Source organism: Litoreibacter albidus (assembly GCF_900107015.1).
GTDB classification, from domain to species: Bacteria; Pseudomonadota; Alphaproteobacteria; order Rhodobacterales; family Rhodobacteraceae; genus Litoreibacter; species Litoreibacter albidus.
The window spans coordinates 585,920-612,257 of sequence record NZ_FNOI01000001.1 but is presented as its reverse complement, the minus strand read 5'-3'; the positions used below and the strand labels follow the sequence as shown (position 1 = coordinate 612,257).

The window sequence follows — 26,338 nt, the reverse complement described above, 5'->3', positions numbered from 1 at the left end:
CCTTTGCGGCTGCGCCCCCGCCCGCTTTTAGTAGTTTACTATAATTTGGTTTTCGATAAGCAAGCTGCCGTCGTCGCCCAATGTGTAGACATCGTAATGGCGACCATCGACTTCTTCCGTCAGTGTCGTCTTTTTGGCCCCTGCGATATTCACGGTGTCGGTGTTGTCACCGTGGATCAGAAGCGCGTTGGTGTCATCAGACAGCCCCAGAAGGTCTGCCTCAGAGAGTGTGAGTTCACTTTCAGCCACAATCGACAGGTCAATCGCGCTGACGTTGAAGCTTTGCAGCCCGTTCAGCGACACGTTCACCGTGCCAACCGCATTGTCGTCCAACACCAGCAGCGTCGCGCTTTCGTTGCCAACGCTGTCTTCCGCGTTCACCACAAGGTTCGAGCCGTCTGGGATGCGGTTATTGAAGGAGAACTGAAGCTCGTCGCCGCGCACCACATTGGTGTCGTAGTTTACGTTGCCGACAACACCGGTCTCGCTCACTTGGCTGATTGCCACGATATCGTCCGTCAGTTCTGTGCCAATGCCAGACACGCCTGGATCGCCGCGGAAGTATTCGGTGTAGGAAATCACAACCGGTGCGTCTGGCACTTCTGTGTCCACTGTAACGGGGGTCGAGACGCTGTCGGGGTTGCCGTTGCGGTCGATTGTCGTGACTTTGACCTCGGAGGTGTATTCGCCCTGCGGGATCTCGTTCGGGCCGAAGGTCACAGACCAGCTGCCGTTTGGCTGGATTGTCGCCGCGCGCGCCGGAAGGTTGTGGAACGTCACCATGACGCCCTGCGCACCCGCCTCGGTTGTGCCCGTCAGCGTGAAGCCGGTTGCCGCCTCGCTCGCGTCCACAACGCCGTCGCCTGTGACTTGGTTCACACCAAGGTTGCGCACGATGGTGTCGACCTCAACCGTGCCGTTGGCCACAGCCGTGTTTCCAGCCGCATCCGTGAAGGTTGCGCGAACTGGCACAGTTGTCTCCACGCCTGCTGGCACGTCATTTGGCCCGAAAGCCGCCTGCCAGTTGCCGTTGCTGTCCGTCACGACAGTGCGTGTCGCGCCGCCGAAATCCACCTCAACGCGGGAGTTGGCTTCTGCCGTGCCCGAGATTTGCACCCCGTCGCTGGCTTCCGCGATGTTGATGATGTTGTCGCCCTCAACGTTGACGGTGTTCACGGAAACATCTGCCACAGTATCGACCGCAAAGGTCGAAGTTGTGGAAGCCGTGTTCCCTGCCCCGTCCGTCGCCACTGCGGAGACATTCACGTTATACTCACCGCCCGGCAACGTGTTGGCCGAGAAGTTCGCCGTCCATGTGCCGTTGAAGTTCGCAATGATCGTCTGGCTCCCCAAGGCAACGCCCGCTTCGGTGGTCATGGAGACCACAACGGATGCGCCCGGCTGGGCCGTACCAGTCAGCGCGGTGCCGCTGGCGCTTTCGGCCAAGTTCATGACGTTGTCGGCGCCTGTGTTGTTGCCGGTGATTGCAACATTCGTCAGCGTGTCGATTTGCATCGTGCTGGTTGCTGTATCGGTGTTGCCAGCCTGATCGCGAATGGAAACGGACACATCAACCGCGCGCTCTCCGCTAGGAATTTGCGCAGGTTGGAACGTGACGTTCCACGTGCCGTCCGCGCCGACCACGCCTGTTGCAGTGCCACCGCCCGCAACCGCGACCGTGACGTTGCCGCCCGCCTCGCCTGTGCCGGACATAGTGACGCCATCCGCATGCTCAACCGCGTTGATAACACCTGTGCCCGCCGCGTCGCCATCGATGGTCGTGATCTCCACATGGGTGATCGTGTCCACGGGGATCGTTGCCGATGTTGTCTCGGAGTTGCCGGATGCATCTGTAGCCACGGCCGTAACCGTCACGTCGTACTCACCTGATGGCAGCGTGTTCGAGGGGTATTGAACCGTCCATGTGCCGCCGGATGTCGCTGTTACGGTCTGCGCGCCCAAGGTCTGACCCGTTGGGCCAGCAAGGGTGACCACAACTGTGGAGCCGGCTTGCGCTGTGCCGCTCAACTCTGCGACCGTTGCGGCCTCCGCGTTGTTGTAAACACCGTCGGCGCCTGCGTTGTTACCCGTGATTGCCACGTTGGTAACGGTATCCACTGGGAAGGTAGAGCTGGACGTCGCCGTGTTGCCCGCAGCGTCCGTCGCCACAGCCGTTACGGTCGCATTATACTCACCACCGGGCAGCGTGCCGCCCGCGAATTCAGCGGACCATTCACCTGAGGAAGTCGCCGTAACCGTTTGAGCTCCCAACGTTTGACCGTTCTCACCCGTCAGCGTTACTACAACACTGGAGCCGGGTTGCGCGGTGCCGTTCATCACGGTTGCATTGCCCACTTCCGCACCGTTGTAGATGCCGTCTGCGCCGGAATTGTTGCCCGTGATCGCGACCTCGGTGAAGGTATCAACGACCATCTGCGCAGTTGCGGTTGCCTGATTGCCGTAGGCGTCCGTGCTGGTGACAGTAACTGTTGTCGAGTATTCGCCAGTGGAGACCTGATCCGCCGTGAAGTCAGCCGACCAGTTGCCGTCCGCATCCACAACCGCGTTCGCGGTCGCGCCGTTCTCGGCAATAGTGATGACCACATTGGCCCCAACTTCACCCGTGCCGGTCAGTGTCACGCCATCCGCATGTTCAACCGCGTTGATTACGTCGCCGGAGCCCGTGGCCGCACCGTCAATGGCCACAACGCCAACTGTTGTCACGGTATCAACCCGCACCACATCGGTGATTGTGGTCGCATTGCCAGCCGCGTCTGTCGCGGTGATGGTGACATCCACGTCGTACTCGCCTTCGGGAACTTGTGTGGGGTCAAAGACCACCTGCCAAGTGCCATCTTCGCCCACGACGGTCTCTTGCGTCTCGCCGTTGATATCCACAACGATTGCAACACCAGCCTCGCCAGACCCGCCCACCTCGACGCCGTCCGCATGATCTTCAGCGTCGAACACGTGATCGACCGAGACGACACCGCTATCCAAGGAAACTTCCGGTGCTTCCGTGTCAGCAGCACCGCCACCCCCACCGCCAGCACCACCAATTACCGCAGCGCCACCTACAACAGCGGCAGCCGCGCCAAGACCCGTCGCACCGGCACCACCAAGACCCGCAAGGATCGGGGCCGCCAGCATGGTTGCGGTTTCTTCTTCCGCCGCGCCAGCCGCGATGACCGCGTCGACCTCTGACCCGCCAACATAATAGAGCGCATCGTCAGGGCTCCACTTGCCGAAAATCTGTGCCTCGGCGTACTCAGCATCAACCAAGCCTTCTTGCGCGCCAGCCAAATCGACCTCAGTCAGAATGCCGTCTGCGCTGATGTACAAATCAGCGTCTGCGCCGAAATACCCTTCAAGGCGGATTTTGCGACCATCAGCCAAAGTGACGATCACGGTATCGCCGGACCGCTCATAGCCAGCCACCTGATACCTACGCAGGTTCAGGGAAACATCGTCGCCGCTATTAATGAAAATTGTGTCGGCACTTTCGGATTGCGCCAGCATTCCACGCCTAATATTACCCGCACGATCGCGAACAACGAATTCAATCGCTTCCATCTTTACTACTCCGCCTCTACATTTCGGACGCTTTTGCGCCTCGATTATTATCTAAAACTTAAACCAGAAATGTTCGTTTTGTCCAAGGGGAAAAGCCGACATATTCGACCATTTTCCATATGTTGTGGTTTTCCCTCACCTTACGGCAAGTGGTTCGATGCGCTTTTCCGCAACGCCCGTAAGTTGCTGCTTGCCTGCCCGCGCCATTTGCTACGAAGCTGGGCAAGATCACTTTCATAGGGGCATTCATGATGCAAGCGCTCGTCTATAACGCCGCAAAATCGATGGAGTTCCGCGACATCCCCCGCCCTGCGCCAAGGAATGGCGATGCCCTGATCGAAGTGAAGTCCGTGGGCATTTGCGGATCCGACATGCACGCCTATCTGGGCCACGACGACAGACGCCCCGCCCCGCTGGTTCTGGGTCACGAGGCTGCAGGGGTGGTTGCGTCCGGTACGCATGAGGGTCGCCGCGTCACGGTGAACCCGCTGGTGACATGCGGCAGATGCGCCGCGTGCAGCAGTGGCCGCACCAACCTGTGCCCGACGCGGCAGATCATCTCCATGCCGCCGCGCGCTGGCGCGTTTGCGCAGTGGTTGACGATGCCCGAGAGCAATTTAATCGCGCTCCCAGATACCCTGAGCTTCGATCAAGGCGCACTGGCGGAGCCGCTGGCCGTGTGCTGGCACGCCGTCCGGCTGTGCGCGGCGCACCCCTTTGCGGAGCTGACCGCGCCAACGGTCGTCATCGGCGGCGGCGCAATCGGCTTTGGTTGCGTATTGGCGTTGCGGGCTTTTGGTGCGACGGATGTAACACTGATTGAGGCCAACCCCTTGCGCGCAGCGCACCTGCGCACGCTGGGAGACACACCGGTGCGCGCACCAAGCGAAATTGCGGACGGCCAAGCCGCGCTGGTCGTGGACTGTGTGGGGTACAAAAGCACGCGCGAAGCCGCCTCCAAGCTGGTCGCGCCAGGCGGCACAATCTGCCACGTGGGGCTTGGTGACAGCGATGGCGGACTTGATGTTCGCCGCGCAACCCTACAGGAAATAACGTTTTTCGGCACTTACGCCTATACAGCGCAAGACTTCCGCGACACCGTGAAAGAAATGGCGGACGGACGGTTGGGTACCCTCGACTGGACGGAAGCCCGCCCGCTATCTGAGGGACCAAAAGCCTTCGCGGATATTCTTGGCGGGGCCGTCATGTCGCCCAAGGTGATTTTACATCCCTAAACGAACAATGCATCGCGCAATTTTACGGCCGCTGATTGTAGCGCGGGCAGCATTTCGCGCGCCTGCGCAATGCTCATACGTTGCGCGGGACCATGCACCGCCAAAGAAGAAACATAGCGTCCTTTAAGGTCACAAACCGGCACCGCGATGGCAACCATACCGTCAAGAAACTCTTCGTTGTCCTCTGCAAACCCTTGTTTTGAAATCGTTTTCAACTCTTCCATCAGCGCATCCGGCGTCGTGATGGTTGCGCGGGTGTGGCGCGACATTTCAATCGAACTCACAAACGCACGTCGCGCTTTGGGGGCGAGTGACGCCATGAACACCTTGCCCGACGCGGTGCAGTGAAACGGGACATTCGTGCCAATCGGCAGCTGGATGCGAAACGACCAGCTTGTATCGACACGGTCCAAGTACCGCATGCCCGCTTCCTCCGGCACGACGTAGTTCACGGTTTCCTCCACCGCGCTGGCCACCTGCGACAGCACTTGGTGGCGCGCGATGTTGGCCCACCCCGCATGTAACAAGCCCGAGGCCAACAACCGCGTGCGGCGTGCCGCGCGAAATCCTTTGCCGTCGTCATCGCGCATCAAGAAGCCTTCCGCCTCAAGTGTAGTACACAGCCGGTGCACCGTTTGCTTGGGCAGCCCCACGCTCGCGTTCAACTCGGTTGGGGTCATGGCCTTGTCGCTATGCCCCAAGGCTTCGAGCAGCAAAAGCGTGCGCAGGTTGGTCGGAATACGCGCGTCGTCGGCGCCGGTTTGGGAAGAGGTGTCAGACATATCAGCTCCGCAAAATATGGGGCCACCCGAAAAAACTTGCCTAGATTTCGAATCGCTGTAGGCTCACCATAACAAAAACGAGACCTAAAGTCTCAATTTTTGATGAAAGACAGAATTTTGGAATTTGACTACGTCATTGTGGGTGCAGGCTCTGCCGGATGCGCCATTGCGAACCGCCTCTCGGCCAGCGGCAAATACACCGTGGCCCTGCTTGAGGCCGGTGGCCGCGACAGCAATCCGTGGATCCACATCCCCGTCGGGTATTTCAAAACGATGGATAACCCCAAGACGGACTGGCGCTACAAAGCCGACAGTGATCCGGGGCTAAACGGCCGCTCCATCCCGTGGCCGCGCGGACGGGTGTTGGGCGGCTCCTCCTCAATCAACGGGCTTTTGTATGTGCGGGGACAGGCCCAAGACTACGACCAGTGGGCACAGCAGGGAAACCAAGGTTGGGACTGGGATCAGGTTCTGCCCTACTTCAAGAAAGCCGAAACGTGGTTGGGCGACGACGCAGGGGAAGAGCGTGGCACCGAGGGCCCGCTGAAAGTGTCCCCCACACGGCTAAAGCGCGATGTCGTCGACAAGTGGATCGACGCTGCGGAGGCCGCTGGTTACAAGAAGAACCCAGACTACAACGACGGCGATCAGGAAGGCGTGGGTTACTTTCAACTCACCATGGCCAACGGCCGCAGGTGCTCATCTGCCGTCGCCTACCTGAAGCCCGCCCGCGGACGCCACAACCTGTCCATTATCACTCATGCCCAAGCCAAACGCCTGATCCTCAACGGCAAGCAAGCCGTGGGCGTGGTGGCTGATATCAAAGGCGCGCACACAGAAATCGCCGCGAGGCGCGAGGTTATCCTCTCCGCTGGGGCGATTGGGTCGCCACAAATCCTGATGTTATCGGGCATCGGCGACGCGGACGGGATCAAGACACATGGCATCACGATGGCGCATGAGCTCAAAGGCGTGGGCCGGAACTTGCAAGACCACCTGCAAGCCCGCCCTGTGTTCAAAACCGACCTCTCGACCATCAACGTTGAGGTGTCGAATTTCTTCAAGCAAGGCATGATCGCGCTTGAATACGCACTGAAGCGCAGCGGCCCGATGGCCATGGCCGCCAGCCTCGGGACTGGCTTCCTCAAGACCGAGCCACATATGGATGTCCCCGACATCCAGTTCCATATCCAGCCGTTTTCCGCCACGCATCCTGCGGACGGCCCGCATAAGTTTTCCGCCTTCACCGCGTCGGTGCTGCAACTGCGCCCCGAAAGCACGGGGCATCTGGCGCTCAAATCCGCCAACTGGTGGGATCATCCTGCAATCCACCCGAATTATCTGGCGACCCAAACCGATCAGCGCACCATCGTCAGGGGCATTCAGGTGGCGCGGCGCATCGCCGAATTCAGCCCTTTGAAGGAACATATCCTAGAGGAATTCGCTCCTGGACGGGACGTGGCCTACGACGATTATGACGGCACACTGGAGTGGGCCAGAAACACCGCTGTCACGATTTACCATCCAACCGGAACCTGCAAGATGGGGCAAGACGACATGTCCGTCGTCGACGCGCGCCTGCGGGTGCGTGGAATTACCGGTCTGCGGGTCGCGGACTGCTCCATTATGCCGACCATCGTGAGCGGCAACACCAACGCGCCGGCAATCATGATCGGCGAGAAAGTTTCTGATATGATACTCGAGGACGCCATAGCATGATTGATACCCTTCTGGATTTTGGCAAAATCGTCATCGCCGACCTAATTTTGTCTGGCGACAACGCTTTGATCATCGGCATGGCAGCCGCCGGACTTGCCCCTGATTTGCGTAAAAAGGCCATTCTGTACGGCATGGTGATTGCCGCCTTCTTGCGGATTGCCTTTGCCGTGGTCGCGACCAAGCTGCTGGGCATCCCTGGAATTCTGTTTGTGGGCTCGCTTTTGCTATTCTGGGTGTGCTGGCGACTTTACACCGAAATCCGCGACAACGTGGATGAACAGGCCGAACACGCGCTCGAACTCGCCGAGGACGAGACCCAAGGCTACACTGGCCCGCCGCGGCGCACACTTGCCGCCGCCTTGCTGTCGATCACCATCGCCGATGTGTCGATGTCGCTTGATAACGTGCTGGCCGTTGCCGCGATCGCGGATGGCGACACCAATATGCTTATCTTCGGGTTGGCACTTGCCATCATTTTGATGGCCTTCGCCGCGACAATGATCATGAAACTGCTGACGCGTTATCCTTGGATTAGTTGGTTGGGTCTAATTGTGTTGCTCTATGTTGCCGGAGAGATGCTCTACCGCGGTGTTTTTGACGCCTCTACAGGCATTGGCCCCATGATGGGCTGGTTTGAGGGGTACCAGATGGGCAAGGGGCATTAAGCGCCCTTCGCGCTTTCAACCACCGCATCTTGGAGGAGATATGCGGTAACATGTTGAAGAAAATGCGGTTCGGGACGCCTTCCCCGAACCGCCACGACGTTACCGAAGGCTGAACCCTAAGGGAGGACCCTATGTTGAACTTGAAATCCATCACGGCAGGCGCGCTTGGCTTGTCGATGCTAACCTCGGCGGCTTTCGCCGAAACGGTCATTCGCGTGCAGTCCGTTATTCCATCATCCGCTGACGAAATCGTCATGCTGGCCGACTTCGCCAAAGACGTGCTCGAACTGACCGAAGGCGAAGTGAAAATCGAAATTTTGCCCGCCGGTGCCGTGGTCGGCGTGCAAGAAACGCTTGATGCTGTTGACGCCGGCCTGATCGAGGGCGGTTTCGCTTGGACGCACTATTGGTCCGGCAAACACCCTGCCGCTATGCTCTTCGGCTCCCCTGTTGCCGGCGCGGGCGTCGGCATGGACAACCTTGCCTTCGTATCATGGTTCCTGAACGCGGGCGGCAAGGAGCTCTATGACCAGCTCTGGGACGAGATGGGCGTGAACGTCAAAGGCTTCATGTTGCAGCCAAACGGCCCAGAGGCCTTGGGATGGTTCAAAGAGCCGATTGAAACGATGGCCGACTTCCGCAAGTACCGCTTCCGCACACCTCCGGGCATTCCTGGCCAGACCTATAAGGACATCGGTGTGGCATCCGTGGCCATGGGCGGCGGGGACATCCTGCCTGCCCTGGAAAAGGGCACAATCGACGCGGCCGAATGGTGCTGCCCGAAGCCTGACTCCGTCTTCGGTTTCCAGAAGGTGTTGAAGCACTACTACCTGCAGGGTTTGCACCAAGTCGTTGTGAACGCTGACATTTACTTCAACAAAGATGTCTTCAACTCACTGACACCAATGCAGCAAAAAGCCATCGAAGTGTCCGCCAACGCGTCTTTGATGAAGTCGCTGGCCTACCGTATCAACGAGAACGGCATCGCGCTGGACAAGTTGATCAACGAGGACGGCGTGCAACTGCATGACACCCCTGCCGATTACTTCTCGGAGTACATGGCGGCGGCGGCCAAGGCCTTGGAAACCAACGCCGCAGAGAACGAGTTCTTTGCCGAAGTGTGGCAGTCCCAAAAAGACTTCGCACGGACCGCGATCCCGTTCTGGGCAGGCGCACAGACGTCCAACGCCAACCTTGGCCGCGCCTACGCGGCGCAGCTGGCTGCGGAATAAACTGTCACTGCATATGTGACGCCCCCTGCCCGCACCTCCCTGTGCGGGCAGGATGAATTACCCACTCCAACGCACTGAAGCTAGGGCACTTTAAGTGCTACCTAGGGGGGATCTCTCATGATCAACGAAGATCAAGACAAGATCGATTTCTCGGAATACGAGAACATCGGCGACGAGCTTCTTGCGGACGCAGGTGGTGCCGTTGGCAAACAGCTGCCAGACGACATGCATCCGTTCGCACGCAAGGCTATTTATGCAATCGACAACTTCTCGAATTGGCAGGGCCGGATCGCCTGCGTTCTGGTGGTCCCGATCATCTTTGGGATGTTCTACGAGGTTGTGGCACGCAGCTTCTTCACCGCGCCCACCCTGTGGGCCTACGACCTGTCACGCATTCTATACGGCGTGTCCTTCATGCTGGGCGCGGCCTATGCGCTGATGCGCGGGCTGCATATCCGTGCGGACTTTCTCTACCGTGGCTTTACCGAGCGCACCCAAGGACGCGTCGATTTAGTACTTTATATCGTGCTGTTTATGCCTTCGATGCTGTTCTTCCTCAAAGCCGGTTACGACTTCTCGCTGAAGTCCTTCTTGCAAGGAGAGCGGGCTGGCGACAGCACATGGGCCCCTATCGTGTGGCCCGTCAAAATCGCGCTTACAACGGGGGTGCTGTTTTTGTGCATCCAAGGCATCTCTGAAATACTCAAATCGTGGTACGCCGCGACACGTGGAAAGTGGCCCGTCTGATGGAATTCTCAAATGAAATAATCGGGTTGCTCATGATCGGCGCGATGCTCTTCGCGATCTTCATCGGCTTCCCCATCTCGTTCACGCTGATCTTCCTTGGCGTCGTCTTTGGCGCATGGGGCATCGGGGTAAAACTGACCATCTTCCTGATGACCTTACAGTTCTACAACTCCATGATGGAGCAGACCCTAGCCGCTGTCCCGTTATTCGTCTTCATGGGCTTCATGATGGAGCAAGCCGGCCTGATGGAGCGATTATTCGCGGCCATCCAGATGCTGTTGGCCCGTATGAAAGGGTCACTTTACGTGGCGGTTCTATTTGTGTCGGTGGTCTTTGGCGCGGCAACAGGCATTGTCGGCGCGTCGGTCACCATCCTTGGCATCATGGCTGCAAAAACCATGAACCGCTCCGGCTATGACGTGCGCCTTGCGGCTGGCACAATCACGGCTGGTGGGACGTTGGGCATCCTGATCCCGCCGTCAATCATGCTGGTGGTCATGGGGCCGGTTCTGGAAATCCCAGTGACCGACCTGTTTGCGGCGGCAATCATGCCCGGCATCATGATGGCCGCTTTGTACCTCATCTACGCGGTGGGCCGGTGCTGGATTAACCCACGACTTGGCCCGCCCCTGCCCGAAGACATGATCGAGCCGGACAAAGGTAAGGTTCTGAAAGAGCTGATGTTGGGTTTCGTTCCGCCCACCATCCTCATCGCTTTTGCCTTGGGCTCGATCCTGTTCGGCTTCGCGACCCCGACAGAGGGCGCGGGCATGGGGGCCTTCGGCTCCATCTTGTTGGCCATCGGTTACCGAAAGTTCACGGCCAAAGGCTTCTACGACGCATTGATTAAAACTTTAGAAATATCGGTGCTTATTCTGTTCCTCGTGGCAGCGTCCAACTTCTTTGGCGCGGTGTTTTCGCGGCTGGGCACGCCCACCATGATCACAGAGCTGTTGCTGAACTTGGATGTGTCCTCCTCCATTGTGGTGATCTTGATCCTCGCCTTGGTCTTCGTGCTGGGCTGGCCGCTGGAGTGGGTGCCGATCGTGTTGATCATTCTGCCGATCCTCGCACCTGTCCTGATCGAGTTGGAAGTCGACATGCTGTGGTTCGCCATTCTGGTCGCGGTCTGCCTACAGACAGCATGGCTCAGTCCGCCGGTGGCACTGTCTGCGTACTTCCTCAAAGGCGTGGTGCCGGAGTGGGATTTGAAAGACATCTACCTCGGCATGATGCAATTCATGATGATCCAGATCATCGGCCTTGGCTTGGTCTTCGCCTTCCCCGCGATTGCAACTTGGCTGCCAGTCTACATGTACAGCAACTAGGCCGCAGCACGCATACACCCAAAGAGGGCGCGCCACGTCTTGGTGCGCCCTTTTGTAGTCTCACGCCTTGGCAGTCACCGCGTTGACCAGCGCTTCACTTCTCGCCCCGTTCTTGCAGTAGGCCAGAACCGGCGGCGGCAAAGACTTCAAAAGCTCCGCCATATGCGCCGTGTCCTTCGCAGTTGGCCCGTCGGCTGAAACCGGCAGATAAGCTGTTTTTAAACCAGCATAGGCGCAGGTCTGCGCGATCTCGCTATACAAGCTTTGGTCAATGGCCTCCCCGTCGGGGCGGTTACATACAATGGATTTGAACCCCAACGTGTGCAGCAGCGCGATGTCTTTGACCGAGGGCTGCGCGCACACGCTAATTTCCGGCGTAAATTTCTTGGTTTCGATCATCTGGTCATCCTCCACAAAATACGAAGCGCACTATCACAGCGCGAAAGAGCTGGCCCAAGCATAGCGCCATCGGCGATGCCGGACTTTAATCTAGGTCAAACGTCGCTCTGCTTACGAAAACACGCCAACTCACCCAACCGCGCATCATACCGCCGACTGGGCGGGCCAGATTTGCGCTGCCTCAATACAGGGCGGCCGCGATGTGATAGACTCAGCGTCAAACAGAAACGAGGTATAAGACATGGAAAACTCAACGATCTTGACTGTTATCGGCGCATCTTGTGCCAACAAAACCTTGCAACCAATCGCAGACGTTGCCCGCGCCAAGAACCTGCACCTGGCCTATCTGGCCGTCGGCGCAATTCCGCGCCTGCCAAGCTACGGCGTCGGGATGCTGCCCTATAGCACGCCCGTGGTGCCCGATACATGGCAGGTTGCCGTGACCCAGACCAACAGCGATTTGAAAGCAAAGATTGACCAGATAGAGGACATGCTGTCCGACGAAGGCCTGTCGGGGGACGTTACCTCCGCCTATGCGGAGCCTGCGGGCTTATCCGATCTGGTCGCATGGCGCGCACGTGTTTGCGATTTATCGTTTATCTGCAACAGCCTGCGCGACGACCCTCAAACCTTCAAGAACGTGCTTCAAGGCCTGTTGTTCAACGCTGGCGCCCCCGTTGTTATCAATGATGATGCTGGCCAGAAATCGCTGACTGCACAAAACGTGCTGATCGCGTGGAACACCAGCCTGCCCGCCTCGCGCGCGGTAAGGCAGGCTTTGCCGATCCTGAAAGCCGCAAAATCCGTCACCATCGCATGCTTTGATCCCGACATGAGCGAGATGGCGGACGGCGAGAACCCAGGCTCAGACATCGGGAAGTGGCTAACACACCACGGGTGCAGCGTCACGGTGGAGCAGCACCCAAGTGGCGGCAAAGACGTGGCCACCTGCATTCTTGAACGGGTTGCGGAAGTGGGCGCGGACCTGCTGGTCGCGGGTGCTTACGGCCATTCACGCCTGCGCGAAAGCCTGTTTGGTGGCACCACTGCGAGCCTCGCAGAACAGCGCGACACGCCGGTCTTTATGGCGCACTAACGCCAAATCCGCCGCGCGACCAATTGGCCGCGCGGCGGGCTACTATGGGGCAGTTTATGCCAGATCGAAACGGTCTGCGTTCATCACCTTGGTCCATGCGGCGACAAAGTCGTCCACGAACTTCTGGCCATTGTCATCCTGCGCGTAGACTTCCGCGTAAGACCGCAAGATGGAGTTGGAACCGAACACCAGATCAACCCGTGTCGCTGTCCACTTGGCCTCGCCCGTTTTACGGTCGCGGATTTCGTAGACATCACCCTCTGTCGGTTTCCACGTGTTGTTGATGTCGGTCAGGTTCACGAAGAAGTCCGTTGTCAGCGCCCCGACGCGGTCGGTAAAGACCCCGTGCTGCGTGCCACCGTGGTTGGTGCCGATCACGCGCATGCCGCCGATCAGTACCGTCATCTCATGCGCCGTGAGGCCCATCAGTTGCGTGCGGTCGAGCATCAGCTCCTCCGCGTTTACGGCGAAGTCTTTCTTCAACCAGTTGCGGTACGCATCATGGATTGGCTCCAGCGGCTCGAAGGATGGGCCGTCGGTCATCTCTTCGGTCGCATCGCCGCGACCTGCGGCGAACGGCACCGTGACGTCGTAGCCTGCGGCCTTCGCCGCCTGCTCTACCCCGTGGTTACCCGCCAGCACGATAACGTCAGCAATGCTGGCGCCCGTTTCAGCGGCGATGCCTTCCAGCACGCCCAACACTTTCGCCAGACGGGCAGGCTCGTTGCCGTCCCAATGCTTTTGCGGTGCCAAACGGATACGTGCACCGTTCACCCCGCCGCGCATGTCAGAGCCACGGTAGGTGCGCGCGCTATCCCATGCGGTGGAGACCAACTCGCTGGTTGTCAAACCGCTGGCCGCGATCTTCGCCTTAACGGCGACAACGTCGTAATCCGTGTTGCCAGCCGGAATTGGGTCCTGCCAGATCAGATCCTCTTGCGGTGCTTCCGGTCCGATGTAGCGAGCCTTCGGCCCCATGTCGCGGTGCGTCAGCTTGAACCACGCACGGGCGAACACTTCAGAGAAATAGTCGGGGTTCTTGTAGAACTTCTCGGCAATCTCGCGGTAGATCGGGTCCATCTTCATGGCCATATCAGCGTCGGTCATGATCGGGTTGCGGCGGATCGAAGGGTCGGCGGAATCGACAGGTTTGTCTTCTTCCTTGATGTTGACCGGCTCCCACTGCCACGCGCCTGCGGGGCTTTTGGTCAACTCCCAGTCATAGGTGAACAACAGGTAGAAGTAGCCATTGTCCCACTTTGTCGGGTTCGTCGTCCACGCGCCCTCAAGGCCGCTTGATACCGTGTCCCCGCCGTTGCCGGTGCCATTCGGGTTGATCCAGCCAAGGCCCTGCTCCTCAAAGCCCAGCCCCTCGGGGGAGTCGGTCAATGCGCCCGCATCCCCATTACCGTGGCATTTGCCGACTGTGTGGCCGCCTGCCGCCAGCGCCACGGTTTCTTCGTCGTTCATCGCCATTCGAGCGAAGGTTTCACGAACGTGCAACGCGGTTTTCAACGGGTCAGGGTTGCCGTTCACGCCTTCAGGGTTCACGTAGATGAGCCCCATTTGCACGGCAGCCAGCGGGTTTTCCATGGTCGACGGATCGTCGACATCGTCATAGCGCTCATCGCTTGGGGCAAGCCACTCGTTCTCTGCGCCCCAGTAGATGTCTTTCTCCGGTGCCCAGATGTCGGTGCGACCGTAGGCGAAGCCGTAGGTTTTCAGCCCCATATCTTCATAAGCCACTGTGCCCGCCAGAACCAGAAGGTCGGCCCAGCTCAGCTTGTTGCCGTATTTCTTCTTGATCGGCCACAGCAAGCGACGCGCCTTATCAAGGTTCACGTTATCCGGCCAAGAGTTCAGCGGCGCAAAGCGCTGGTTCCCCGTTGCGCCGCCACCGCGACCGTCTTCCAGACGGTAGGTGCCAGCCGCGTGCCACGACATACGGATCATCAAGCCACCGTAATGGCCCCAGTCCGCAGGCCACCAATCCTGGCTATCGGTCATGAACGCGCGCAGGTCTTTTTTCAGCGCGGCGTGGTCAAGGGTTTTGACCTCTTCGCGGTAATCGAAATCCGCGCCCATCGGGTTCGTTTTCGTGTCGTGCTGGTGCAAAATGTCGAGGTTGAGCGTCTTCGGCCACCAATCCGTCACCGAGGTGTCTGTGGCCGTGTGAGACCCGTGCATCACCGGGCATTTACCCGCACCGCTTGCATTGTTCGCGTTCATAACTTTCTCCGCTTGCTCTATGTGTCCGATGTGTCGCCTCAGGCCCCGCCAGGTGGCTAAGAATCCCAAAGATGCACATATATTCCGAGACCGTTATAGGCAGCGGTTTCGATAGTTAAAATTTGTATTTTCTAATAGTATCTATAATCTGACCCTATGAGTCAGATCACCCTAAAACACCTGCGATATTTCGAGGCGCTCGCGCATCACCAGCACTTTGGCAGGGCCGCAGATGTATGCTTTATCTCGCAGCCCGCACTCTCCGTTCAGATGAAAGAGCTGGAGCGTCTTCTTGGCGCACCGTTGATTGAACGCAGCGCCCGCCAGATCCGCCTGACGCGGTTGGGCGAAGAATTCGCCGCCCGCGCCCGTGAGGTGCTGCGCTCCGTTGATGAATTGGGCGATCTTGCGCGCGCCTCCCGCGATGATCTGTCCGGCCCCTTCCGCATCGGGATCATACCTACGATTGCGCCCTACCTTCTGCCCGCCTTCGTAAAACGGCTGGCCCAACACCACCCCGATCTGGACCCGCACCCGCGCGAAGCTGTCACACAGCGACTGATCCACGATCTGCTGGATGGCCGCCTAGACGCGGCGATTGTTGCCCTGCCCGTGTCAGAACCATCGCTGACAGAGGTGGCCTTATTTGACGAGGATTTCGTGCTGGTGCGCCCGCTTGCTGACGCGGATAAGCCCGTGCCCAGTTCCGACATGCTTCGGGAAATGCGGCTGCTGCTGCTCGAGGAAGGGCACTGCTTTCGCGATCAGGCGATATCTTATTGCAACCTGTCCCCCTCTCGGCCCCGCGATTTGATGGAGGCAAGTTCCCTCTCCACGTTGGTCCAGATGGTTGGCGCAGGGATCGGCGTGACCCTGATCCCTGACATGGCCGTCGGCATTGAGACGCGCTCCGCCGCCGTGTCGGTGTCCCACCTGCCCGCCCCCCAGCCGTCGCGCACAATCGGCATGGTATGGCGCAACACGAACCCTTTGGCGCAGCACCTGACTGGCATCGCCCAACTGTTCAGAGAGGTCGGCACAGCAGCCCGCTAAGCAGCGTCGCGGCGCCTACTGCAATGCCCAGCGGCCCCAGCGTTATCTGCTGCGGGACAAATTGCCCCGCCCCCTATTATTAACACCGTATACCACGGCATACTGTAGACGGCACCTCTCGCATCCGGTAAGACACGGCCAACTCAACTCAAGAGGTTCCCCTATGTCTGATATCATCTACACCAAAGTCGACGAAGCACCCGAGCTGGCCTCCGCGTCCTTCCTGCCTATCATACAGAAGTTTGCCGCCGCCGCTGGCGTGTCCGTGGGGACGAAAGACATCAGCCTTGCAGGCCGCATCCTCGCGACATTCGCGGAGCATCTGAACGAGGACCAGCGCCAGTCCGACGATCTGGCAGAACTGGGCCGTTTGGTGAAAACACCGGACGCCAATGTGATCAAGCTGCCAAACATCTCTGCGTCGGTTCCGCAGTTGGTCGCTGCCGTCAAAGAACTGCAGTCCCAAGGCTACGCGTTGCCCGACTACCCAGAAGCCCCCTCCACTGACGCGGAAAAAGCGATCCGCGCCAAATACGACGGCATCAAAGGCTCCGCCGTGAACCCTGTCCTGCGCGAAGGCAACTCCGACCGCCGCGCCGCCAAAGCCGTCAAAAGCTTTGCGCAAAACAACCCGCACCGCATGGGCGATTGGGCTGCTGACAGCAAAACCCGCGTGGCCTCCATGTCGGGTGGTGATTTCTTCTCGAACGAGGTGTCCGCAACACTGGCCAAAGAAGCTACCGCGAAAATCGTGCTGGAAACCGCCTCTGGCGAAACCGTTTTGAAAGACGGCGTGAGCTATCCCGCAGGCACCGTGGTCGACGCCACCTTCATGAGCGCCGCCGCGCTGGACGCCTTCTTGGCCGATGAGATAGAAAAAACCAAAGCCGACGGCACGTTGTTCTCGCTGCACATGAAGGCCACGATGATGAAGGTCTCCGACCCGATCATCTTTGGTCACGCGGTCAAAATGTTCCTCGCGCCCGTCTTTGAGAAGCACGGCGCGGCCATGGCCGATCTGGGCGTGAACCCGAATTCCGGCCTTGGCGATCTGCTGTCGCGCGTTGAAGGCAACGCCGACATTATGGCCGACATTGACGCCTGCATCGCCGCGCGCCCGCCCATGTATATGGTCGACTCCGACAAAGGCATCACCAACCTGCACGTCCCGTCTGACGTGATCATCGACGCCTCCATGCCCGCGCTGATCCGCGCAGGCGGTAAAGGTTGGGGGCCTGACGGCAAAGAAGCCGACGCCAACTGCGTGATCCCCGACAACTCCTACGCCCCCGTCTATGACGAGAGCATCAAGTTCTTCAAAGAGAACGGCAAGCTGAACCCAGCCACCGCAGGCACCGTGCAAAACGTGGGCCTGATGGCGCAAAAGGCCGAAGAATACGGCTCCCACCCGACCACCTTCGAGATTGCCGAAGCTGGTACCGTGAAGATGATCCTTGAGGACGGCACCGTCCTGCACAGCCATAAGGTAGAGGCTGGCGACATCTGGCGCTCCGCCGCTGCGCGCAAGGCGCCGATTGAAGACTGGGTGAACCTTGCCATCGATCGCCAGAAAGCCGAAGGCTGCCGCGCCATTTTCTGGCTGGATGCGTCACGCGCCCATGATGCGGAGCTGATCGCCTATGTGAAACCGATCCTTGAAGCCAAAGGCGTGGCCGATAAGTTCGAGATCATGGCCCCACGCGAAGCCACCCGCGCCTCGCTGGAGACAATCACCAAGGGCGAAAACACCATCGCCATCACCGGCAACGTGCTGCGCGACTACCTGACCGACCTGTTCCCTATCTTGGAACTGGCAACCTCGGCCAAGATGTTGTCCATCGTGAAGCTGATGAACGGCGGCGGCCTGTTCGAAACTGGCGCCGGCGGCTCTGCACCCAAGCACGTCCAACAGCTGATGGAAGAAAACCACCTGCGTTGGGACAGCTTGGGCGAGTTCTGCGCACTTGGTGAAAGCCTGACGTTCCTTGCCGACGCCAAAGGCAACGCCAAAGCCCGCGTGTTGGGTGAAGCGGTGGACGCTGCGACGCAGGGCATCTTGGACAACGACCACTCCCCATCGCGCAAAGTCGGCGAGCCTGATAATCGCGACAGCCACTACTGGTTCGCGCGCTACTGGGCAGAAGCCTTGGCCGCCCAAACCAGTGACGCGGAACTGGCGGCGCATTTCGCTCCAATCGCCACAGCGCTGGCCGAAAACGAGGCGAAGATCACCGCCGAGCTTGCAGCGGCCCAAGGCAAAGCCGTCGATCTGGGGGGGTACTTCCACGGGGACGCGGCCAAAACCGCTGCCGTTATGCGCCCGTCCGAGACGCTGAACGCGATCATCGGCTAGATCGCCTGAGCCAAGTAAAAAGAAAGGCTGCGCCTCTAAACCGAGGCGCGGCCTTTTTCATTTGCAATACGTAGGACGCGTGAAGGTGGCTACCCTGCGGTCCAGCCGCCGTCGATCAGCATCGACGTGCCCGTGACCATTGCGGATGCGTCGGACGCCAGATAGGCGACGGCCCCCATGATGTCCTCTACCTCTCCGACGCGGCCGAGTTTGATTTTATCCGCGATCCACGCGGCGCGTTCCGGATCGTCAAATGTCCCAGCCGTCAAAGGTGTGCGGATGAATGTCGGGCAGATTGTGTTGATGCGGATGTTCTCGCGCCCCCACTCGATGGCCATGGACTTTACCATGCCTTCCAGCCCGTGTTTGGCCGCGCAGTACACCGCACGGTCAACGCCGCCCACGTGACCCATCTGGCTGGAGATATGAATGATGGAGCCGCCCTTGCCCCGCATTCCCTTGGCTGCGCCCACGGATAGAAAATAGGCCGCACGCAGGTTCAGACCCATCGCCGCGTCAAAATCTTCCGGCGTGGTCTCGAACGCAGGTCCGTGGCGCGCAAGCCCCGCCGAGTTCACCACCACGTCAAAGGGGGCTTGCCCGCCCAGCATGGTTGCCAAGGCGTCCAAGTCACCCATGTCCAAGGCCACGGCCTCTGCCGACCAGCCTTCCCGCGCCACCGCGTCCACCGTGGCTTGCAGCTTTTCCACGCCGCGCGCGGCGCAGACCACATGCGCCCCCGCCTCCGCCAAGGCAACTGCACAGCCCTGCCCGATGCCGGAGGACGCGCCTGTTACAAGCGCGCGTTTGCCGTCAAGACGTTGGGAGGGGGATTTCGGCAGGGTCATGGCAACTCCTTCATAGGAAGCGCGACGCCCTCAAAGACGTCGCGCCTTGGACGGTTTATTCGGCAGCGATGCGGTGGACAGGCGCGCCTTCGCCGTAGGGGACATTCGTGCCGCCGTAGCGGCGCACGCGCACGTTGCATTGCTCCGCGTGGCCCACGAAGCCTTCGAGCATGCACAAGCGCGAGCCGTATTCGCCGATCATCGCCGCAGCCTCGTCCGTCATGACCTTCTGGTAGGAATGGGTCTTCAGGTATTTGCCGACCCATAGCCCGCCCGTGTAGCGCCCCGCCTTCTTGGTCGGCAGTGTGTGGTTCGTTCCGATCACCTTGTCGCCGTTCGCAACGTTGGTGCGCGGGCCAAGGAACAAGGCCCCGTAGCAGGTCATGTTTTCCAAGAACCAGTCGTCGCGGTCGGTCATCACTTGCACGTGCTCGGACGCGTAATCGTCGGCCACGGCAAGCATCTCGTCGTAGGTGTCGCACACGATCACCTCGCCGTAGGTGTCCCAAGATACGCGCGCTGTTGGTTCCGTGGGCAAGATGCCCAGCAAGCGGTCGACCTCGGCCAATGTGTCTTCGGCCAGCGTCAACGAGTTGGTGAGCAACACGCAAGGGCTGTTGTAGCCATGCTCCGCCTGCCCCAGCAAATCTGTTGCGCATAGTTCGGCGTCGGCCGCAGTGTCGTCTGCAATCACCATGGTCTCTGTCGGCCCCGCGAAAAGGTCGATGCCCACGCGACCAAACAACTGGCGCTTGGCTTCTGCGACAAAGGCGTTGCCCGGACCAACCAGCAGGTGAACGGGATCAATGGTCTGCGTTCCGATCGCCATTGCGCCAATCGCCTGAATGCCGCCCATGACATAGATTTCATGGGCGCCGCCCAGATGCATCGCCGCAATCACCGCAGGGTTTGGCGCACCGTTGAACGGCGGCGTGCAGGCGATAATGCGCGGCACACCCGCGACGGAGGCCGTCGCGACCGACATATGCGCGGATGCCACCATCGGGAACTTGCCACCCGGCACGTAGCAGCCGACAGATTGCACGGGGATGTTCTTGTGGCCAAGGATCACGCCCGGAAGGGTTTCGACCTCGATATCCAGCATGGAGTCCCGTTGCGCCTGCGCGAACTTGCGCACTTGTTCTTGTGCGAATTTGATGTCGTGCATTTCTTGCGGGGTAACTTGGGCCATCAAGGCCTCGATCTCGCTCTCGGACAGGCGAAAGGACACGGGCGAATAGCCGTCAAATTTTTCGGACAACTCGCGCACAGCGTCGTCACCACGTGCTTCGATATCCTTCAAAGTGGCCTCTACCACGGCACGGGTCTGGGCATCGTCGTCCGCGCGGTCCGCTTCGGGTTTGCCCCGCTTGAGGTAAGTAATGGTCATTTCAATGTCTCCTTCGCGCTGCGAACTGCGTTAAATTTTTGGGAAAGGCTAAGCCCGCCTGAGGTCATCAGGCTGTGCTCCGAGCCGACAACAAAGAGCGAGCCACCCACCGCCTGTAGCGGCCCAAGCTCCTCCGTCGGGGGGCAGTACAGACCGGTTGCGGTGTCAGTGTTGCCAAGAATTTCGGTGGTCATATCGGCGACTTCAGGGGCGAAGAAATCGCTGTAGCCATGCGACACGGCCAAATCAGCCCGCCCGATGAACAGCGCATCCACGCCGTCAACTGCCGCGATTTCCGCGTGATTGATCACACCGTCGGGATCTTCGATTTGACAGATGAGTGAGACCTCATCGCGGGCACGGGCGAGATGTTCCGCCAGAGGTCGCCGTGCATATTCAGCAGCGCGGGAGGTGCCCGCAAAACCGCGCCCCCCCGGCCCGTAGGTCACGGACTGCGCCAAGGCTTGCGCCTGCGCGGCCGTCTCAACGTGGGGCACCATGATGCCCGCGGCGCCTGCATCCAAGATGTTCAGCACCCAGTCAGGGCTGGAGGTTGGCACCCGCACAATAATCGGACAGCCCTCCGCACGCGCGGCGATCAACATCATGTCGATGGTGGTCCGGTCGAACGGCGCGTGCTCCGCGTCGATCACTAGAAAGTCGAACCCTGCATGGGCCATGATCTCGATAATGATCGGATGCGGGGTTTTGATAAATGTCCCCAGCAACGGCTCTTTGGCGACGAGCTTGGCTTTGAAGTCGGAATTTACAGTCATTCTATGCCTCCTGTTGTGGTGTAGCGATGAACGCTGCGTCGGCGCTGCGTTTGGACAAGACCCAGAACACGGCAACAAGGCAGGCGCCGGTGATGGTCGCGGGCCAATGTGGGAAGAGCAGCAGCACTGCGGGCACGGCCCAGAGTAACGATGTGAACCGCCCGAAGATCGGCTGACCCGCGAAGAAGGCTGCGACGCTCAGGGTGAAACCAACGCCCGCCAGCACGGCCATGGCGATGGACGCGCCGCCGCCTTGCAGCAACAGGCCCGGATAGATCAGCATCAGCATGGGGATCGCGTAAGCCGTCACCCCAAGGCGCAGCGACTGGCTGGCAACGCCCGTCCAGCTTGTTTTTGCTACCGTCGCGGCGACAAACACCGCCACGCAAACCGGTGGCGTGATCACGGAAAGCACCGCGTAATAAAGAACGAAGAGGTGGACAGTGATCGGCTCCAACCCTTGCTGGATCAGCACGGGCGCGAATACCGCCGCGACCAAGACATAGGCCGCAGATGTGGGCAGCCCCATCCCCGCGATCAGACAGACCACCGCCATGATCAGCGCGATAGCGATCAGGTTGCCCTCGGCCAGCGCCAAGATGGAGGATGTGACAGCGACGCCGACACCGGTAAGGTTGACGATGGCCACAAAGACCTGCGCCGCGACCAGCAAGATACCCACGATCACCACGCCTCTGCCGCCGTCTTCGAGCGCACGCAGCAGGGTCAGAACCACTTCGCGGATTGTCCCACCGGAAACGAGCGTGGCGACAGTGTAGGCCCCGATGATCCCGACCATGCCGTAGCACGCGGTCAGCTGGATGGAGTTGCCGTTAAAGATACCAAACGCCAGCCCCGCAACGCCCGCGATGATCGGGCTCATACGGCGCCAGTTCAGCGCCTCACGCCAGTCTGGCAACTCGCTTTGGTCAACCGCGCCAAGGCCAGTTCGCTTGGCGATAAGGTGGACGGTGGTGAACACGCCAAGGTAGAACAAGAACGCGGGCAGTATGGCGACGGCTGCGATGGTCCAGTAGTTCACCCCCACAAGTTCGGCCATCACAAAGGCTGCTGTCCCCATGATGGGCGGGGCCAATTGACCACCAGTCGAGGCAACGGCCTCAACCGCCCCCGCGAAAGGGGCTGGGTAGCGGAGGCTTTTCATCAGCGGGATAGTGAAGTTGCCGGTGGTCGCGATGTTGGCCACCGAGGAGCCGGAGATCGAGCCGAACAGCCCCGACGCGATGGTCGCGATCTTGGCCGCGCCGCCGGGGCTTTTGCCCCCTGCCCGCGCGCTTAGGTCAAAGAAGGTTTGCCCCGCACCCGTGTGCAGCAGCAACGCGCCGAACAAGATAAAGGCCGCCAAGGTCGTCGACGCAATGGACACAAGCATGCCCCACAACCCACGATCCGACAGGAAGATCACCTCCGCCAAGTAGCCTGCGTCGAAGCCACGGTGGCCGAACGATCCGGGGATTTTGTCACCAAGGAAGGCGTAGACGACGACGCCGCCAACGATCAGCGGAAACACGAGAGAGGCGCTGCGGCGGGCCATTTCCAGAATGATCAACAGCGTGCCGAAGCCCAAGATGATGTCGATCTGCTCGGCGAAAGGGAGATCGTTCATGATGCGCTCGAAGTTCATCACGATGTAGCCTGCGGCGACGATCACAAAGCCCGATATCGCGATATCGATCACCGCGCCAAGGGGCCGCCATACGCGGCCTTTGCCAAGCGGGAACAGCAGCACGCTGAGGGGGACAATCATGGCCACAAATACCGCGCGTTGGATCAGTGTCTCGAAGGAGCCGAAGAACGACGTGTAGAACACGAACAATCCGATACCGACCGCAAGCGCCGCGGCAATCCAGTCTAGCCGCGACGATGGCGCGACAACATCTTCCGAAATATGTGACACGTTTACGGTCCTCCCCGAACGGTAGTGCCCGACACCGCGCCAAGCGCGGCATCGGGCAATTGGCTTATTTTAGAGCGTCTGGAACTGTGAGGCCGATTTCCTCAAAGTAACGGATCGCACCCGGATGCAGCTTGGAGGTTGCGTATTGCAGCGTCAGCTCCGCCAGATTTTGGCCCTTCACGGTGGGGAAAGCTGTTGCTTGCTCTACGTCATCTTCCATCACGGCCTTCACGATATCGTAGGCCACATCGTCAGACAGGTCAGGGCGTGCGGAGACGCCGATCATGAAGCCCCACGCTGTGTAGGGTCCGGAGTTCTCCATCTCACCGCCGGGCATTTCGACGACGGATAGCTCTGGCAATTCAGCTTTGATGGTGCTGACTTGATCGTCTGTCAGACCCAGGACTTGCACGGGTGTGAAGGTCGCGATGTCGGTGGTAAGCGCGTCGAATTTGGTACCAACCGCAGATTTGATAAAACCGACGGAGCGGTTGTCTTTAATCGCCGCGGCGAGTTCCCCGTTTGAGCCACGCACCCAGTCCGGCTCCACCCCGAGGGTCGCCATTACGTCAAGCGATGTTGCCTCGGTGGAGCTACCACGTTGCCCCGGACCGAAGCGAACGCCAGCCAGATCTTCGAGCGACGTGATGCCGGAATCCTGACGCACGACCACGTTTTGCGGGGCGAGCGAGTATGCCCACAGCAATTTGGAATCGATCTGGTTGCCTTCAAACGTCTTGATGCCGCTGTTTGCGTGGTACAAGGCGCTGGTGGTGATCAGGCCGATATCCAGCTGACCACGGGCCATGCGCTTCAGGTTGTCGACGGTTGCGCCGGTTTCAACAACGGACGCCTGATAGTCGGGGTAGGCTTGGTTCACGATTTTGGTGATTGCCGCGAAATACGCGTAGTGGGCGCTCTGGGCGTTGGTCGCGCCAAAGGCGAGACGCTCTTGGGCCGCAGCCGCAAATGGCATAACTGCAGTCGCCATGAGCAACGTCGCGGGCTTCAGTAGGTTTGTAAATTTCATGATGCACTCCTCCTTGCATTGATATGGAGGACCGCATGAGTCTCGCGAAACCGTCCACGGCGACAGGAGGTATCAACAGCGCAACAAACTGCAAGATGAATTATTTTTGCATGAAATATTTCACACACGTTTTATCCGCTTGCCCGCTCCACGAGGCCGCAGCGCACCATGCGCAACGCGCCCTCGGTTTCCGGCTCTTGCCACACCTCTTCGATCAAGCCGATGGTGTCAGACACCATCTGCCCGACGCGCTGGCGAAACGTTGTCAGCTGGTACGCCGTCCATGCGGCCATTGGCACATCGTCAAAGCCAAGGATCGCGATATCTTTACCGACGGACATCCCCACGCGACGTGCTGCATCAATCGCAGCTATCGCCATGATATCGTTCGCACAAAATAAGCCATCCGGCAGGTTCCGCCCTTCCAGAAGTGAACTCACGGCCGAGAATGCGACGTTGTAATCGTATTCCCCCGCCCCCTCAAACATCACGCCAGCGCCTTGGCGCTCCAACTCGTCCAGAAAGCCGCGACGACGCTCCAGATGCGTGGAGGTATCGCGCGTTCCGCCAAGAAAACCAATTGCCGCACAATCACGCGACAGCAAGCGACGCGCCGCCAGAAGCCCCCCGTTGTAGTTGTCAGCGCAGACCGCATTGGTGGCCGCGTCCGCTTGGACACGGTTAAACAAAACGACCGGCATACCGCGATTACGGCACTGGTTCGCCAGTTCGGACGACAGATTTGCCGATGCTATGATTGCCGCATCAGAACCGCTGCGCAAAACCTGCGACATGGTGCTGTCGACGGTTTCTCCTTGCGGGACGATATGCACCAGCATGTTGTGATTGCGCGCGCTCAATTCCTTTGCGAACAGCTCCAACGCGTTGGGGTAGAACGGGTTTATGATCCCCCCAACGACGATTGAAATTGTGCGTCTCCCCTGCGTCCGCTGGGGACGTTTCGCTGGCGGCGCATAGCCTAAATCCCGCGCAGCGGCGAGTATCTTGGCACGCAAAGCGGGGTTGATCGTGGCCTGTGCTCTGAACGCGCGCGACACCGCTGCGGTCGAGGTTTCACATCTTTCGGCGACATCTTTGGCTGTAATTTTCATGACGTTCCTGAAATTTTCAGATAAGATTTAGGTCATTGCACGCAACATGACAATAAAATCCTTTCACCAAGCCACCTCGTGATCGTGACGCGCACCCGTGCTACACTCCACCCGCATCGTACCACGCGAGGTTTGATTTGGCCGAAAATACCCCACCTAAAACGCCCACCTACGCGTCCCCGGCCTGCATGGCGCCAGAGGTAGATCAAACGCAAGCCCGCGACGTCGCGGTCTGGCGCAAAGCGAAACGTACCGAGTTAAGGGACGCCAGAAAGACATTGAGCGCCAGCACACACGCCGACCTGTCAGCCCAGATCGCGGCACGGCTGGAGGACATCTTGCATCGCCATTACCACGGCGCAAAAGGGCAGATTTTCTCAATGTACTGGCCCATAAAGGGCGAGCCTGACCTGCGCACCCTGATGGGGAAGTTGCATAAATTTGGGGTCCGAATTGCGCTGCCATCGGTCGAGACCAAAGCCGCCCCGCTGGTTTTCCGCCTGTGGACACCGGACGCCGAAATGACCCGTGGAGACTGGAACATTCCGGTCCTGACCAAAGACGCCGCGCGTGTGACGCCAGACATTACGCTTGCCCCGCTTGTTGGCTGGGATCCTGCTGGCTACCGGTTGGGATATGGTGGCGGCTACTTTGACCGAACGCTGGCGGCGCTGCCCTCGCCCCCGCTCAAGATCGGCGTGGGGTATGACGCGGCCCGCCTGCCCACGATCTACCCGCAAGAACATGATATTGCGATGGATGTCATCGTCACAGAAACTGGCGCTCACGCCGTCTGAGGAAGGCTTCAGGTCGCGGAGTTCTTCGCAGGAACATGGTCCGACAACCGGCGCCC

The 26,338-nt window shown here is 59.6% G+C and carries 20 protein-coding genes; 10 read left to right on the top strand and 10 right to left on the bottom strand.

The window, feature by feature from the left end:
• Positions 1–27: 27 nt before the first annotated feature.
• A complete protein-coding gene (locus BLW66_RS03015) occupies positions 28–3,573 on the bottom strand; it encodes an Ig-like domain-containing protein (RefSeq protein ID WP_139254513.1) in 3,546 nt (1,181 codons plus the stop codon).
• Between the two features lie 251 nt (positions 3,574–3,824).
• Between BLW66_RS03015 and BLW66_RS03010 the strand changes: the two genes are divergently transcribed.
• Positions 3,825–4,808, top strand: coding sequence for a zinc-dependent alcohol dehydrogenase (locus BLW66_RS03010; protein ID WP_089945653.1), 984 nt, complete (start codon positions 3,825–3,827; stop codon positions 4,806–4,808).
• On the opposite strand, the gene BLW66_RS03005 is transcribed toward BLW66_RS03010, so the two are convergent.
• On the bottom strand, positions 4,805–5,590 hold the full coding sequence (locus BLW66_RS03005; protein WP_089944816.1) for an IclR family transcriptional regulator: 786 nt from the start codon (positions 5,588–5,590) through the stop codon (positions 4,805–4,807). The genes BLW66_RS03010 and BLW66_RS03005 overlap by 4 nt on opposite strands.
• 102 nt (positions 5,591–5,692) lie before the next feature.
• On the opposite strand from BLW66_RS03005, the gene BLW66_RS03000 reads away from it, so the two are divergent.
• The 5 genes from BLW66_RS03000 to BLW66_RS02980 all read left to right on the top strand — a co-directional run bounded on the left by BLW66_RS03000 (position 5,693) and on the right by BLW66_RS02980 (position 11,281).
• Positions 5,693–7,309: a GMC family oxidoreductase gene (locus BLW66_RS03000; protein WP_244508537.1), complete on the top strand. Its 1,617-nt coding sequence runs from the start codon at positions 5,693–5,695 to the stop codon at positions 7,307–7,309.
• Entirely contained in the window at positions 7,306–7,974 is a 669-nt protein-coding gene (locus BLW66_RS02995; RefSeq protein WP_089944813.1) for a TerC family protein, read from the top strand. The genes BLW66_RS03000 and BLW66_RS02995 overlap by 4 nt, the downstream gene beginning before the upstream one ends.
• 131 nt (positions 7,975–8,105) lie before the next feature.
• A complete protein-coding gene (locus BLW66_RS02990) occupies positions 8,106–9,206 on the top strand; it encodes a TRAP transporter substrate-binding protein (RefSeq protein WP_089944810.1) in 1,101 nt (366 codons plus the stop codon).
• Between the two features lie 117 nt (positions 9,207–9,323).
• A complete protein-coding gene (locus BLW66_RS18050; RefSeq protein ID WP_089944807.1) occupies positions 9,324–9,953 on the top strand; it encodes a TRAP transporter small permease subunit in 630 nt (209 codons plus the stop codon).
• On the top strand, positions 9,917–11,281 hold the full coding sequence (locus BLW66_RS02980) for a TRAP transporter large permease (protein ID WP_244508536.1): 1,365 nt from the start codon (positions 9,917–9,919) through the stop codon (positions 11,279–11,281). Before BLW66_RS18050 ends, BLW66_RS02980 begins: the two co-directional genes overlap by 37 nt.
• A 60-nt stretch (positions 11,282–11,341) precedes the next feature.
• Here BLW66_RS02980 and BLW66_RS02975 read toward each other — a convergent pair whose 3' ends face one another.
• On the bottom strand, positions 11,342–11,680 hold the full coding sequence (locus tag BLW66_RS02975; RefSeq protein WP_089944801.1) for a protein tyrosine phosphatase family protein: 339 nt from the start codon (positions 11,678–11,680) through the stop codon (positions 11,342–11,344).
• A gap of 241 nt (positions 11,681–11,921) precedes the next feature.
• On the opposite strand from BLW66_RS02975, the gene BLW66_RS02970 reads away from it, so the two are divergent.
• Positions 11,922–12,776, top strand: a complete 855-nt coding sequence (locus BLW66_RS02970) for a universal stress protein (protein WP_089944798.1) — start codon at positions 11,922–11,924, stop codon at positions 12,774–12,776.
• Positions 12,777–12,830: 54 nt separating this feature from the next.
• On the opposite strand, the gene katG is transcribed toward BLW66_RS02970, so the two are convergent.
• Positions 12,831–15,005, bottom strand: coding sequence for a catalase/peroxidase HPI (gene katG, locus BLW66_RS02965; protein ID WP_089944794.1), 2,175 nt, complete (start codon positions 15,003–15,005; stop codon positions 12,831–12,833).
• A 156-nt stretch (positions 15,006–15,161) separates the two neighbouring features.
• Here katG and BLW66_RS02960 point away from each other — a divergent pair, with 156 nt between their 5' ends.
• A complete protein-coding gene (locus BLW66_RS02960) occupies positions 15,162–16,058 on the top strand; it encodes a LysR substrate-binding domain-containing protein (protein ID WP_089944791.1) in 897 nt (298 codons plus the stop codon).
• 163 nt (positions 16,059–16,221) lie between these two features.
• Positions 16,222–18,411 (top strand): NADP-dependent isocitrate dehydrogenase, encoded by a 2,190-nt coding sequence (locus tag BLW66_RS02955; RefSeq protein ID WP_089944787.1) that lies wholly within the window; start codon positions 16,222–16,224, stop codon positions 18,409–18,411.
• An 89-nt stretch (positions 18,412–18,500) separates the two neighbouring features.
• Here the strand turns inward: BLW66_RS02955 and BLW66_RS02950 are convergent, their stop codons facing one another.
• From BLW66_RS02950 to BLW66_RS02925, 6 genes are all read right to left on the bottom strand, one after another.
• Positions 18,501–19,259, bottom strand: coding sequence for an SDR family NAD(P)-dependent oxidoreductase (locus tag BLW66_RS02950; RefSeq protein WP_089944783.1), 759 nt, complete (start codon positions 19,257–19,259; stop codon positions 18,501–18,503).
• A gap of 55 nt (positions 19,260–19,314) precedes the next feature.
• A complete protein-coding gene (gene hisD, locus BLW66_RS02945; RefSeq protein ID WP_089944779.1) occupies positions 19,315–20,649 on the bottom strand; it encodes a histidinol dehydrogenase in 1,335 nt (444 codons plus the stop codon).
• Entirely contained in the window at positions 20,646–21,425 is a 780-nt protein-coding gene (locus BLW66_RS02940; RefSeq protein WP_089944777.1) for an HpcH/HpaI aldolase family protein, read from the bottom strand. Before BLW66_RS02940 ends, hisD begins: the two co-directional genes overlap by 4 nt.
• Before the next feature lies 1 nt (position 21,426).
• Positions 21,427–23,343, bottom strand: a complete 1,917-nt coding sequence (locus BLW66_RS02935) for a TRAP transporter permease (RefSeq protein ID WP_244508535.1) — start codon at positions 23,341–23,343, stop codon at positions 21,427–21,429.
• Between the two features lie 64 nt (positions 23,344–23,407).
• Positions 23,408–24,373, bottom strand: a complete 966-nt coding sequence (locus tag BLW66_RS02930) for a TAXI family TRAP transporter solute-binding subunit (protein WP_089944774.1) — start codon at positions 24,371–24,373, stop codon at positions 23,408–23,410.
• Positions 24,374–24,504: 131 nt separating this feature from the next.
• Complete coding sequence (locus BLW66_RS02925) at positions 24,505–25,485, bottom strand: LacI family DNA-binding transcriptional regulator (RefSeq protein ID WP_089944771.1); 981 nt, start codon at positions 25,483–25,485, stop codon at positions 24,505–24,507.
• Positions 25,486–25,673: 188 nt separating this feature from the next.
• On the opposite strand from BLW66_RS02925, the gene BLW66_RS02920 reads away from it, so the two are divergent.
• Positions 25,674–26,282 carry a 5-formyltetrahydrofolate cyclo-ligase gene (locus tag BLW66_RS02920; RefSeq protein ID WP_089944768.1) on the top strand — a complete coding sequence of 203 codons (609 nt, stop codon included), beginning with the start codon at positions 25,674–25,676 and terminating at the stop codon, positions 26,280–26,282.
• The last annotated feature ends 56 nt before the right edge of the window (positions 26,283–26,338 follow it).